This window comes from Paenibacillus cellulositrophicus, assembly GCF_009363095.1.
Classification (GTDB): Bacteria; Bacillota; Bacilli; order Paenibacillales; family Paenibacillaceae; genus Paenibacillus_AQ; species Paenibacillus_AQ favisporus.
Genome location: NZ_CP045295.1, coordinates 456,726 through 470,067, shown reverse-complemented (window position 1 = coordinate 470,067; position 13,342 = coordinate 456,726). Strand labels below are relative to the sequence as shown.

The window sequence follows — 13,342 nt, the reverse complement described above, 5'->3', positions numbered from 1 at the left end:
TATCCTCCTTCATGAGTTGACTGCTTGAACATGTTAAGCATAAACTATGAAGTGAACTCTAGGGCAAGCGGTCCAAAGGAGAAAAGACGATGAAAATTCAGGAACTGGCGGATAAGATGGGATTAACGATTCATACGATCCGCTATTATGAAAAGGAAGGCTTGCTGGACGATCGGCATGTCCGGCGAGAAAGCAACAATTACCGCAACTATTCGGATGAGGCTGTCGAGCGGTTGAAGCTCATCAAGAAGTTCCAGTCCATCGGCTGTTCACTGGCTGAACTGAAGGAAGTGCTGCGGGACCACGACGCCAACGCGAACACGAACCAGCAGATTATCGATTGGATTCGCGGCAAGAAAAAGGAGATCGAAGGCAAGAAGGAAGAATATGACCAGATGCTGGTCACGCTTAATTGGATGCTGGAGTATCGGACTCTCCTCATCGACGATCCGCAAAAAGCACAAGAGATGCTAAAGGCTTGGCATGCCGGCTCATCCGATTGAGCTGCTTTCTAAGTCGGCGTTAACGTGTCACCGAGAAAGCGAATCTTTTAAAAAATCCGCAAAATTCATTGGGGATCTGCCGATCAGCTTTTCCAATGCGGGATTGGTTTGCGAGAAATCTCCCTGTCGACTGGCCTGGAACATACCCGTTAGCATACCGACCATCGTTTCAGGCAGTCCTCTGGACATTAAATGGCTCCGATATTCATCATCCGATACGACAATTCGACGAATCGGCCGGTCCAAGACCTTGGAAGCAATCGATGCGATTCTATCCATGTCAATCGCTTGGGAAGCCGTAAGGTTAGGGGTCATACCGTCATAACTCTGCTCTGTCAGGATAACCGCTGTGGCTTCGGCCAGGTCGGAATGGGTGGTCCAGGCAACAGGACCATCTTCCGGAGCAATCAATTCCCCTGTTTTTAAAGCATCACCCATCCACATGATTGCTGAAGCGGCATAAAAGCCGTTTCGCAGCGACGTGAAAGCCATTCCTGAAGATTTTAGCATTTCTTCTGTAGCCGCATGAACGTCCATGGGAGGAAAATTCGACGTTGCAGATGAAAACATTTGGCTAGTGTACAGCAGCCGTCGAACACCAGCTTTTTTTGCCGAGTCGATTGCGGTTTGATGCTGACGAACAGCAACCTCTCCCAAGGAGTGGGACGAGATCATGAGAACTTGAGACGCTTCCTCAAAGGCGTGAAGGAGACTTTCGGAATCATCGAAATGCCCTTGCCGAACACGAACTCCGCGTTCTTTTAGATCCTGTGCCGTATTCACATCTCGGACACTTACACCAATGTCCCCAGCAGGAACACGTTTGAGAAGTTCCTCTACGACCTTCCGGCCTAATTTTCCATTCGCTCCTGTAACAACAATCATTCCTACACTCATCCTTTCGTTTGCGAATCATGATAGAGTTTCTTGCCATACGATTTTGCTTGTGCAATCATCATCGTATAAGTAAAATTTAAAAGGTTGGGTCCGTGCGAACAACCTGCAAAAAGCTGTTTTTGTTGTGTTCCGGACATTTTAGTCCTTTTGTCTGTTATTTGAGTTCTAGAGAAAGAGGGGGATAGAATGTCGGTAAATCCAGAGGATCCGCGTGTTAAAAGAACCCGTCAGCTGTTCGTGCAGGCTTTTAACGATTTGGTTGGGAAAAAGAGAAATGTCTATTCCATTTCTGTGCACGATATCACGAATCAAGCAGCCATAAATCGAACAACATTTTATGCGCATTTTCAGGATAAATATGACTTTCTTGAATATTGGATGACGGAAAAATTCCAAATGGCTATAAGGGATAGACTGCCGGAAGAAACAAGATGCAATGCGGATAATCTGCGAATCCTTTTTCAAACCGTATTCGATTTTCTATTGCGGTTTCAACAATGCAGCACGCCGGGAGACAAGCAGTTTGAAGCGATGTTTGAAAATGTCATGCATCAGGAACTTCATCGATTCCTGCTTCAACGGATAAATGAAATGGACAAACAGGGCTTTTCGCAAGAAAAATGGGAAGCGATGGCCCTCGTTATCAGTTGGGGCATATTCGGTTCGGCTTTGCAGTGGAGCCGGTACCCTCAAGATCGCTCAGTGGAAACGATGTTTGAAGGAGTCATTGAGGTTATATCGGTCAACTTAGCCCCTTTATGGGAGTTTTATAACAAAAATAGCAGAGGAGCTACATAGTAAAATTCCGGGCAAGCCGGGAGGTGGGCTTTCTCGGGCAACTCTGAAGCTACTGCCAAAGGCAGAGCTTTTTTTGTGCTGTGGACCATTTAGGAATATTGATTAACCATTTCAAGTAAATAATTTCGAAATTCATCAGCATATGATTGCGGTTCTACGATTTTTAGGTTTGTGCCGAAGCTTGCTAAAAATTGAAATCCGATTTGGCTTTGAGGAACGTGGATGGTTGCCAATAATAAGTCGGAACTATAGTATTCAATACTCTTACGGCCATACCGTTCAATAAATTGATCCTTTATGCTGGGCGAAATCAACGCTCTTACAGTGACTAGTTCCGGTTGATAACTTGATTCATGTTCTTGTTCTAATGAATGATTTCTAGGGCTAAACGTTTTTTCATCCACTTGAAGATGGTCGATTCTGGATAATTTAAACGTTCTATACCTCATGCGATGCAGACAGAATCCTTTCAAATACCAGCTTGTTTCGCTAAAATGAAGCTGATATGGCTCGACCATTCTGTTCGTGATCACACCATTTTTATCAATATACTCAAATGAAATTAACCTTCTTGCTAATATCGCTTCTTGACACTTCTTCAAAGTTTGACGAATTTCAGACCTTCCCTCCCAATCATAAAATGACAGATGTATTGAGCTTTTCGGAGCCAACGGGCTAACCATGGCTTCTATTTTTTTAATGGTCACTTCAACTTCTTCGCTGATCAGAATTTGTTCCAATCCGCCGAGTGCCGTTAATATATTCTCCAGGTCGGAGCTGCTTAAGAGACGTTTATCAACCTTGTATTCATCCATAATACCGTAGCCGCCATGAACGCCGTTGACGGAATAGATGGGGATGTTGGATACACTTAATGTTTCCATATCACGCAGAATCGTTCTTTTGGTAACGTTAAATAATTGTGCGAATTCTTTGGTTGAAACCACATCCTTTTTCAGCAGGATCATGATGATGGATATTAATCTCTCAACCTTTTCCATATGTACTCCTTCTTGTTCTGTATTTTATTTATAAATGGTGACATAAAGCTGTCACCTCTTATTCATTATACTGCATTTATAACAAGAAGGAGGCTTTACTAAATGTCAGCTATTGTCTATTTAAACTTTGATGGGGTTGCAGAACAAGCGATTGATTTTTATGCGGTTTAAGAACAGATTAGAAAAATTCCTAACAAACACGAGAAAAAACAAGATGTACGGTCAATGGAACGATAATGGACGCCTACTGGATTATTAATATCCTTTACATTAGAAAGAAACCAAAAAAGTCATAACCACAGATATTGGTTATGACTTTTTTGGTGCCTCGATTTTCCGTTAGCTTAATACAACACCTTGGATGAAAGGGACATTACTGCATGTTTCAGATTTAACTAACGGGCAGTTTTGTTTATAGTAGTGATCCACGCGGGGGACTTCGAGAAGGCAGTCCGAAGGATCGAAATCCCGAAAACTCATGGTCGAGTTCGGGGTTATTAGTATCTTGCCGTAACCATTTTTTCGTAGGCAAATGTCATAGGAACACTAGCGGATCCAATTTCATAAATTATTTTGTCGAGAAGGGCGGCTGGGCTAGTATGCCGGTCGGATCCAGATCCAAACATTCTCGTATAACGATTGTCCCGTGCAGGGACAGTGAAATGAATGATACGGAGGGTATTAAATGAACGAATTCCAGAAAGGTCTGCAAAACTTGAATGTCGGCCAATTCAATACGACGGGGATGACCCCTACGTCGGCGCAATATCAGAACTGTCCGGGGGATTCCCGCTTATGTGTTGGTATTTGCTTTTTTTGCGCCGGCGCATGCGGCGGGTTTTGTTCATGCGGTAACTGTTTCCGCTGCAGTAGCTGCTTCAGTTGCGGAGGCTGCGGAGGCTGCGCACGTTGCGGAGGCTGCGCCCGCTGCCGTTGAGTTCCAACAAGCTCGCTTGGCGATCCCCAAAACGGTATGCCCCTGCAGATATCGCGTCTTGCAGGGGCTTGCTCCTTTTTGTTTTAGGCATGACGGACAAAACGCTCTACATAACTTGAAAATGAGGGAAAACCGAAGGTGTGTGCAATGCGGTTATCACCGGCAAAAGCTTAGTCTTTTACTTACGAAGCGGTTTTGCCTCCGGCAAAACCTTAAGGAGGAATAAAAACTTGAACCCTTCTATGCGTCTGAAAGTGAAAGGGGATACGTTCTTTCTCCCCGATTCGAATGGAGGCGTCTATTTTCGCAACAATACGGGTTCGTTCCGAATGGAAGGCGACATGGTCGACCAGTGGATCGAAAAATTGATGCCGATGCTGAGCGGGGATTATTCCATGGCGGATCTGACGGACGGGCTGCCGGATCCGTACAAGGTACGGGTTTATGAAATCGTGGAAGTACTGCTGAATAACGGCTTTGTCCGGGACTCCAGCCAAGACCGCCCACACAGTCTTGCGGAAGCGGTAGTACGGAAATATGACGCACAGATCGAATTTCTGGACAGCTTAGCGGGGGAAGGCGCTTACCGCTTTCAAACCTATCGCGAGGCTAATCCGATTGTGGTTGGTTCCGGCCCGATCTTTGTCTCGCTCGTTGCGGCTTTGTTGGAATCTGGGTTGCCCCGGTTTCGTATGTTGATCATGAACCCGGCGACCACGGATCGCCAGCGGATCTCAGAGCTGACAGCGGCCGCGCGTCTAACGGACTCCGAGATTGAAGTCAAGGAGATTTTTCCGTCGAATGACGGCTTCCTCGATTGGTCTGAGGTCGTGCGGCAGGCGGATTCCGTTCTCTACGTTGCTCAGGATGACGATCCCGGAGAGCTTAGAGCGCTTCATGCGGCCTGCAGGGACGCGAAGAAGCTGCTGCTGCCTGCCATCTACTTGCGGCAGGTGGGCATAGCTGGACCGTTGGTGCACCCGGATTCGGACGTCTGCTTCGAATCGGCATGGCGCAGGATTCACCGAACCGCTCTTGGCGATGCAGATCGGCCGACCCCCGTCTCTACTACGTCGGAAGCCATGCTCGCGAATGTGGTCGTATTCGAATGGTTCAAGGCCGTTTCGGGCGTGCCAGTTTCTGAGTTGAACGGAAAACTGTTCCTGCTGAATCCGGAAACATTAGAAGGCGGGTGGCATTCGTTACTTCCCCATCCGCTGGTCAGGGGTCTTCGTCCGGCCGAGCCTACGGATCCGTTCGACCATTCAATCGATCAGCGAACAGAAAGGCAGAATGCAGAACGTCTCTTCTCCTATTTCCATCGCTTGACTTCGGCGGAGACCGGCATTCTTCACTTGTGGGAGGAAGGGGACTCGAAGCAGCTTCCGCTCTCCCAGTGTCGCGTTCAGGCAGTCGACCCGCTGTCGGAAGGCCCTGCTGATCTGCTGCCGCTGATCGTCTGTTCTGGAATGACGCATCATGAGGCTAGGAAGGAAGCGGGCTTGGCCGGCATCGAGGCGTACGTGTCGCGACTGGCCGGGGTTCTGAAGACAGCCAGACCTGCGCAGCCGGATTCCGCCAGCCCGATCGACTCGCAGCCGCATGGATATGTAGGGATCGGAGCAGGAGAGACCGTAGCAGAAGCGGTCTTCCGCGGACTGCGGAAATGTCTCTTCGAGGAGCTAAAAAGTCGTTCCGAATCCAGCGAGCCCTCCGTTTATCCAATCAAGCTAAGCGGAGTTGAGGACGATATTTGCCGCTATTATTTGCGCGCATTATCTACGATGCAGGAAGCCCCGGTAATCGGATTGGGTCAAGAAGCGTCGGGTTTCCCGGTCGTCTGGGTCGGTACGAACGGGTACTGGTTCGGCGGAGTCGGAGTCAACTGCACAATGGCGCTGCGTGAAGCGCTCCGACAGGCGCTGATGAAAACTCAAAACGATGCGGCGGACATTCAAGGCCAAATCCTGGAGCGTTCTTCGGTCAAGGTTGAAGATGTCTTACCGCAGAGCCTGACGATCCCGGGTTTCGATAATTCGGAATCCGGCATCATGCTGCAGTCTGTCAGGCAGATCCTGCAATCGAACCATAAGCGGATCGCGGTCGTTGACTTATCGATAGAACCGTTTATGAAAGAAGAGCTGGCAGGGGTGTTTGGCGTGTCGCTGAGAGAGGAGGAGACGCATTGAGCGCAATCGTGACGGTCATCGGGGAAGGACAGCTCGCCGATTTGGTAATCAAGCAATTGTCTGCCGATGGCCGCTATCGGCTGTTCCGGCAGGAGAGCATGGATTCCGGAGAGGCGGCAACGGGAGACTTGGCGCTGGTGCTGAACGATGCTTGGGATCCTTCTGTTCATCTTGCGGCGGAGGAACGGTTCCGACAGTCGGGAACACCCTGGCTTCGCGGCTTTGTTGCATTCGGAGAGGGGATTGTCGGTCCGTTGGTTCGTCCGGAGGGGCAAGGATGCTCGCAATGCGCGGATACCCGGTTCCTGCTGGCGGGAAGTGATCGCAGGGAATCGTGGGGCCTACAGCAGATGCTGGCATCGCAAGGGGGGATCGGCCGGGACGCTTGGGCATCTCGCACGGGATTGTTGCAAATGGCGCGCCTTGTTGCGGCAGAAGCCGTGAAGGTACTGGAGGGTGGAGAGCCGGAGACGGAAAGCCGGATATACTTGATCGATCTGCGTACGATGAACAGCTCGTCGCACTTCTTTCTGCCCGATCCGCTATGTCCGACCTGCGGCCGATTGCCGGAAGACGATGAGGGGACGGCTCGCATTGAGCTGCAGCCAAGCCTGAAAATCAGCGGTGAAACGTACCGCAGCCGTTCGATGGATGAGCTGAAGGAAGTTTTAGCCAAAGATTACCTGGATGTCAGGACTGGTTTTCTGAATGGGAAAATGGTTGACCTTGTGTCTCCATTTGCTGATGCGAGCATCAATTTGCCCTTGTTTGGAGGAGATGAGGCTTGCGCAGGTCGGACCCACTGCTATGCGGATAGCGAAATGACGGCCATCCTGGAGGGGCTGGAGCGTTATTGCGGTCTGTCGCCCCGCGGCAAACGATCCGTCGTCCATGACAGTTTCCGCAATGTGCAGGACCAGGCGCTCGATCCTCTTCGCGTAGGCGTCCATGCGAAGGAACAGTATGAACGCGCAGGCTTCCCGTTCAAGCCATTCGATCCCGAGCAGCCGATCGATTGGGTATGGGGTTATTCGTTCCTGCAGCAGCGTCCGATTCTCGTACCGGAGCTGCTGGCTTATTACAGTTCGGGCTGTGGTCAAGGGTTTGTCTACGAAACGTCCAATGGCTGTGCGCTGGGCGGCAGTCTAGAGGAAGCGATCTTCTACGGGATGCTGGAAGTGGTGGAGCGCGACTCCTTCCTCATGACCTGGTATGCACGGCTGCCCCTGCCGCGCCTGGATCACCGTTCGGTCCAGGACCGGGAATTGAGATGGATGACGGATCGTATAGAGGCCGTAGCGGGCTATGAAGTGCAATTGTATAAATCGACAATGGAGCACGGCATACCAAGCGTGTGGGCACTCGCGAAAAACAAGAAAGAGCGGGGTGTAAACCTCATCTGCGCGGCGGGCGCCCATCCAGATCCGATTCGCGCGGCCAAGAGCGCGATCCACGAGGTGGCGGGCATGCTGCTCACGGTCAACGAGAAATTCGAGGAAAACCGTCAGCAGTATGAACGGATGCTTCTCGATCCGTACCAGGTCGTCCAAATGGAGGATCATTCCATGCTGTACGGGTTGAAAGAGGCGGAGGAACGGCTCGATTTTCTGCTGAATGACGATCGTCCGATCCAAACGTTCGCTGAAGCGTTTGAACCGAGGGGCTGGAACGCAGATCTGACCGATGATCTGAAGGCTATGCTGCATGTTTTTCGCCAATTGAATCTTGAGGTGATCGTGGTCGACCAGACAACTCCGGAGACGCGCCGCAACGGATTGCATTGCGTGAAAGTGCTCATTCCCGGCATGCTGCCGATGACGTTCGGGCAGCATCTCATCCGTTTGACGGGACTTGATCGAGTGCTCAGGGTCCCTGTAGAGCTGTCATACGCGCAGGAGCCCTTGTCTCCCGAGCAGCTTAATCCATATCCGCACCCGTTCCCGTAAATTTAACTATCAGCGGCGCGGTTGAAGACAAGGAGGAAAGCGATGAGTCTTATGAATTTGGACGTTTTTCTTCACCATTTGCAATATGATCCGGATAAGGTCAAGCCCTTGAATTGGGAGACGGATTGGGATGACGCACCGCTTCCATACAAGCTTTATCGTGATTTGCCAATGATTCCACTGTCCAGGGAAGTGCCGGTAACGCTCGAGGGCAGGGTTACGACCGGTGAGCCGCCTAACCTTCGCGATATCGGACATTTCCTTTACTATACATTCGGGCTTACACAATTGACCCAATCCGTCATGGAAGGGGATCCATCGGAAGAATCGGCAGGCGTCTTGCAGATGTGTCGACGCTTCGTACCTTCCGGAGGCGGGTTATATCCGAGTGAACTGTATCTCTATCTGAAGCTTGGTGAATTGCCTGCCGGCGTATACCATTACGATGCGGCGCATCATCGGTTGGCGTTGCTGCGCGAAGGAAACTTCGATGATTATGTAGCAAAGTCGCTTGGGAATCGCCGCGACGTGAGCGGTTGCTTCGGAGCCGCGTTCGTATCTACGGTTTACTGGAAAAATTTTTACAAATACAATAATTTTTCCTACAGGCTGCAGGGACTGGATGCTGGCATTTTGATCGGGCAGCTGCTCGAAATAGCGAAACGATTCGGATATTCGTCTAGTGTGCATTTTCAATTTCTCGATCAAGCCGTCAATCATCTGCTCGGACTATCGGAACAAGAGGAGAGCGTGTATGCGGTTATCCCGTTATCGACTGATCCGGTGATCCGGTGGATGGAACGCGGGAACGAGGATCAGGACACGGTTTCCGCCTCCGAGCTGTGCGGGGACTTGCTGCCAATCAAGCATGATCACTATGTCAGGTCACAGAGGATCGCAGATTATCCGATACTGCTTCAGATGAGCGAAGCGTCCAGACTGGATTCGACGCGATTGTTCCGAGAGATTCGGAAGGATGAACAAGCAATCCCGGATCATGCGCTCGCACTGCCCCTGCCTCCTGTAGACCGCTTGTCGTATGATTTGGCGGCGGCCTGCCGCAACCGGTTTTCGCCCGAGACGGAATTTATTTCGAAGCCGATCGGTCTCTCCCGGGTTGCAGCTCTGCTTCGGGAAACGACGGCCTCCTTCTCGTATCACAATGACCTGGATGGCCCGCGGGAGCGGCCGGAACCCCGTGTATGCCTGTACGGCTGCTTCTACGGGGTCGAAGACGTTCCGGATGGCGCTTATCGGTATGATGGCGCCGCGCATGCGCTGCAGTCGGTTTCTCTTGGGGATCACCGCCAACGGCTGCAGGAGGGAATGTCGCTTCCCAATATCAATTTGTTTCAAGTGCCGTTCGGCTTTCATGTGGCAGGGAAGAGGAATTTCTTTCAATCCCAGCTCGGCAAGAGGGGCTACCGCATACAGCAAATGGAGGCCGGGATGCTCGTGCACCGTTTATTGCTGGCATCATCCGCTCTTGGGATGGGTGGGCGTCCGCTTCTTGGTTTTGATGCCAATTCCAGCGATGCGCTTTATCGCACGGCTTCCTGGGATGAAACGGGGCTGATTTTTATTCCGGTCGGTCCATATCGTCAACGATTGCGTTTGGCGGGCAGTTTGAGCCGTTGAAATAAAAATATCATCGCTAACGACATTGCCGCGAGCGGTCATGTCGTTAGCGATGAAACCCGTGCTAAATAGTTTTGCTTGGTACGTATGCATCACCGTTTCACACAATGCACGAACCGTAATATTTTTACCCGGAAAAAGAAGCTAATTTTGTAAATTCGTCAAGGAAAATAAGGAGACCAGCTTAGAGTTCCGGTCTCCCATTCAAAAAACTGATTATAAGAGAATATTTGGACTTTTATAGGCGGGGAAGAGTATTTTCCATTTGCCATTAAACTTTTTCAGCGTGAAAGTAATATCTCTGGGGCTTGATTTATTTTGCTCGGTTAATGCAACTAAGGCAACGTAACTATCTTTTCCTACAACAAAGAACTTTTTAATGGAGTAGCTCACGATTTGGTTTGAAATCGCATTTCGTTTATAACTTTCGAATGGCTCAGCAAATCCATTTTCAAAAACAATACATTGATAAGCTTCTTCGATATGTAATTGTTTTAGACTTCTAAGGTAGAAATCTAGGGTCTTTTCTGGATCAGACTTATGAATATAATCAAAGAATATAAACGCTATTGCAATACCAATGATGACTCCAATGACTCTTTTATTTGTCCCAACCACCTCCGTTTCAGTTATAGGCCCCATGTGATTATACATAATTTCTTGCATAACTTGTATAAATTTAGGTTGGTAGACCCGGCCTCACCTCGGAAGCAAGGGAGTTTCCGCAAGTGCGGTATTAGGTGTAGGATCAAATTTCAAGCGACCATAATATCGGAAACAATTGAAGAGGCTGTTCCACCGTTTATGCAGCGTACAACGGTGTATGGCTTGCTGATTTTATTCCTCCCCAATATCTAAAGATCATTGAATAGATTAAAACTAGTGTTTTTATGGATTTTCACACATGCTTATTAGCCGCATTGTTGCGGCTTTTTGTATGGATCCATGAAATTTTTGTGCGTATCCGATGTCACAAATCAGAGCCTTACATCGTTCTTTGTGCAAAATGCAAAAGGAGCTGAGGAATGATGAAGGAATTGACCTGTGTCATCATTGGAGGAGGATATGCAGGGCTTCAAGCGCTCAAATCGATACAGAAAAAAACACGGGGCATAGCGAACGGACGGAGGATTCGGTTTGTTCTCATCGACAAGCAGCCCGGTCATTTGCGCAAATTGAGAATGTTCCGTCCAACCGCGACCGAGGAAGAGATTATGATCCCCTGGGATCAGTTAACTCTTAAGGATGTCGATTTCGTGCAAGGCTCGGTTGCGTCTGTGGAAAGTACCGAGAAACGGGTTCGATATACAGACTCACAAGGAAATGATGCCCGAATGCGTTATGACCTTCTAGTCGTGGCGGTGGGCAGCATCGTTCGGGAACCGGATCCCGATCAAGGCGGCATCGCTTTGACCGACCCACAAGCTGCGGAAGACATCCGGGAGCGCTGGCGCGCGAACCTTCAGAAGGCTGCCTGCGGGATGAACCCTAAAGAACGCAAGAGACTGATGACCATCGCGGTTGCAGGAGCGGGGATCAGCGGCATTGAGACGTCGGCCGAGCTTGCGCTCGCCATGAGGAAGGAAGCCATGGCGTTAGGTCTGAACCCATCCGAGGTCTCCGTCTATATGCTGAACGCAAAGGAACGATTGCTCCCGGAAGTGTCGGGGAAACTTAGACGGAAGTTGGAGCAGCAGCTTATCGAATGCGGAGTAACGGTGCTTCACAATCGTAAGGCGCTTCGGGAGGAAGCAGGATCGTTGGCACTCAATAACGGCGTGTGTCTACCGGTTGGCTTGTGTATTTGGACTTTAGGCTTGATACCCAATCCGGGACTGAAGGGTATGGGGCTGCCCCTTACGCTTGAGGGGAAGGTAATGGTGGATGAATGCTATCGCGTCAAAGGGATGCCGGACGTATACAGCATTGGCGACTGTTCAGGAATTGTTGATCCGAAAGACGGCAGAGCTACCCAGATGACGTGCTTTGAAGCGGGGGAGCAGGGGCTTCGGCTGGGGTCAATCGTGAGGGCGGATTTAGAAGGCCGTCCGGCTCCAAGTCATCATTCCGTCAAATCGAATATGGATGCGTTCACCATCGCACTGGGGCAAAAAGGAGTGTTCTGGATACGCAAATGGGGGCTCGATATGGTTATGACCGGAAAACTTCCGGGAAGAATCAAAAAGCTGGTAGAAGATACCGCCAGTATGCTTAGATAGAAATGAGCGGAGGGACGACGATTGGAAGAACTGTACGGTCAATATAAATCACTGCTGTTCATATTGGCTTATCAGCTGACAGGTTCTGCGGCGGATGCGGAAGATGCGGTACAGGACGTGTTTATGAAGGCTTATGATGTACATGTAGAGTGTTTGGAGGAGCCTAAAGCTTATTTGTGTAAAATGGTAACCAATCGCTGCCTTGATCTGCAGAAGTCAGCGCGGAGGAGGAGGGAGATGTACGTTGGTCCATGGCTCCCCGAACCTTTTCGTACGCCGGAAGTGGATACGCTCGAGACGACGGTTGTCCGCCGGGATATGCTATCCTACGCCATGCTCGTTATGCTCGAGAGACTGACGCCGACAGAGCGAGTGGTATTCGTCTTGCGTGAGGCGCTGGGTTTTGAATATCCCGAAATTGCCGAGCTGCTAGGTAAGCAGGAGGCGAATTGCCGAAAGCTAATGAGCCGGGCAAAAAGCAAGATGGGAATATCCGAAGGGGAACAGGTTACGGCCGAAGCGACCGAAAGGGAGTGGGTTAGCCGGTTCCTCACATCCTTCGAGCAAGGTAACATTGATGAAATCCTTTCCCTTCTGACCGAAGATGTCATGCTCGTCTCGGATGGGGGCGGAAAAGTACTTGCCTTTACACGACCGATCCAAGCGCGCGATCAAGTCGCCCGAATCCTTGCCGGTGCGTTCGAGGGCATAAAGCCCTACTATCAGGGAAGTCTTCGCTCCGAGTTTGCCCTTTTGAACGGGGAGACCAGCATCGTGCTCCGCTCAGGGGACGAAACTGTGGCGGCTATATTTTTACAACGTCGTTACGGAAAGCTTGCCGGAATCTACATCGTAAGAAACCCGGATAAGCTTACTCGGGTATAGGTAGTTTTAATTGCAGGTTTTCAGCGTGACCAGACACGTTGCCTCCTATCGATGGCCAAAGTCAGCAAGGAAGAACTAACGTCAATAATGTCGGATCATCCAAATGGAACCAACTAGCCGCAGGTGGTAGGCTAACGCTAATTAATCGTGTTAGGGGTGTGCATAAACAGATGAAAAGTATAGAGCACAATAAAAACATTTGGGAAGACAAAGTAAAGCAACAAAATCGTTGGACCGTTCCCGTATCCAGCGAAGACATTCAACAGGCAAGGGCAGGCAATTGGAGCATTGTGGTGACATCCGTAAAACCCCGGAGGTTGTTTAATCAG

General features: G+C 49.9%; 11 protein-coding genes and 1 pseudogene. 9 read left to right on the top strand and 3 right to left on the bottom strand.

Going from position 1 to position 13,342, the window contains the following annotated elements; all coding sequences use genetic code 11:
- Positions 1 to 89 precede the first annotated feature (89 nt).
- A complete protein-coding gene (locus tag GCU45_RS02030; RefSeq protein ID WP_152397871.1) occupies positions 90 to 503 on the top strand; it encodes a MerR family transcriptional regulator in 414 nt (137 codons plus the stop codon).
- Positions 504 to 530: 27 nt separating this feature from the next.
- Here the strand turns inward: GCU45_RS02030 and GCU45_RS02025 are convergent, their stop codons facing one another.
- Complete coding sequence (locus tag GCU45_RS02025; protein ID WP_152397870.1) at positions 531 to 1,388, bottom strand: SDR family oxidoreductase; 858 nt, start codon at positions 1,386 to 1,388, stop codon at positions 531 to 533.
- Positions 1,389 to 1,586: 198 nt separating this feature from the next.
- Here GCU45_RS02025 and GCU45_RS02020 point away from each other — a divergent pair, with 198 nt between their 5' ends.
- On the top strand, positions 1,587 to 2,198 hold the full coding sequence (locus tag GCU45_RS02020) for a TetR/AcrR family transcriptional regulator (protein ID WP_152397869.1): 612 nt from the start codon (positions 1,587 to 1,589) through the stop codon (positions 2,196 to 2,198).
- Between the two features lie 89 nt (positions 2,199 to 2,287).
- Here GCU45_RS02020 and GCU45_RS02015 read toward each other — a convergent pair whose 3' ends face one another.
- Complete coding sequence (locus GCU45_RS02015) at positions 2,288 to 3,199, bottom strand: helix-turn-helix transcriptional regulator (RefSeq protein WP_152397868.1); 912 nt, start codon at positions 3,197 to 3,199, stop codon at positions 2,288 to 2,290.
- 166 nt (positions 3,200 to 3,365) lie between these two features.
- Here GCU45_RS02015 and GCU45_RS34130 point away from each other — a divergent pair.
- From GCU45_RS34130 to GCU45_RS01985, 5 genes and pseudogenes are all read left to right on the top strand, one after another.
- Positions 3,366 to 3,458 (top strand): annotated as a pseudogene (locus tag GCU45_RS34130) (YdeI/OmpD-associated family protein); the annotation flags it as partial.
- 426 nt (positions 3,459 to 3,884) lie between these two features.
- Entirely contained in the window at positions 3,885 to 4,136 is a 252-nt protein-coding gene (locus tag GCU45_RS02000; RefSeq protein WP_145945469.1) for a heterocycloanthracin/sonorensin family bacteriocin, read from the top strand.
- 230 nt (positions 4,137 to 4,366) lie between these two features.
- Positions 4,367 to 6,325, top strand: a complete 1,959-nt coding sequence (locus GCU45_RS01995; RefSeq protein ID WP_152397867.1) for a putative thiazole-containing bacteriocin maturation protein — start codon at positions 4,367 to 4,369, stop codon at positions 6,323 to 6,325.
- Positions 6,322 to 8,271 carry a TOMM precursor leader peptide-binding protein gene (locus tag GCU45_RS01990; RefSeq protein WP_152397866.1) on the top strand — a complete coding sequence of 650 codons (1,950 nt, stop codon included), beginning with the start codon at positions 6,322 to 6,324 and terminating at the stop codon, positions 8,269 to 8,271. Before GCU45_RS01995 ends, GCU45_RS01990 begins: the two co-directional genes overlap by 4 nt.
- A 42-nt stretch (positions 8,272 to 8,313) precedes the next feature.
- Complete coding sequence (locus GCU45_RS01985; RefSeq protein WP_152397865.1) at positions 8,314 to 9,909, top strand: SagB family peptide dehydrogenase; 1,596 nt, start codon at positions 8,314 to 8,316, stop codon at positions 9,907 to 9,909.
- A 216-nt stretch (positions 9,910 to 10,125) separates the two neighbouring features.
- Here GCU45_RS01985 and GCU45_RS01980 read toward each other — a convergent pair whose 3' ends face one another.
- On the bottom strand, positions 10,126 to 10,563 hold the full coding sequence (locus GCU45_RS01980; protein ID WP_152397864.1) for a hypothetical protein: 438 nt from the start codon (positions 10,561 to 10,563) through the stop codon (positions 10,126 to 10,128).
- A 371-nt stretch (positions 10,564 to 10,934) separates the two neighbouring features.
- Between GCU45_RS01980 and GCU45_RS01975 the strand changes: the two genes are divergently transcribed.
- Together GCU45_RS01975 and sigJ are read left to right on the top strand one after the other, a co-directional pair.
- Entirely contained in the window at positions 10,935 to 12,128 is a 1,194-nt protein-coding gene (locus GCU45_RS01975) for an NAD(P)/FAD-dependent oxidoreductase (protein ID WP_341874534.1), read from the top strand.
- Positions 12,129 to 12,149: 21 nt separating this feature from the next.
- Complete coding sequence (gene sigJ, locus GCU45_RS01970) at positions 12,150 to 13,013, top strand: RNA polymerase sigma factor SigJ (RefSeq protein WP_152397863.1); 864 nt, start codon at positions 12,150 to 12,152, stop codon at positions 13,011 to 13,013.
- The last annotated feature ends 329 nt before the right edge of the window (positions 13,014 to 13,342 follow it).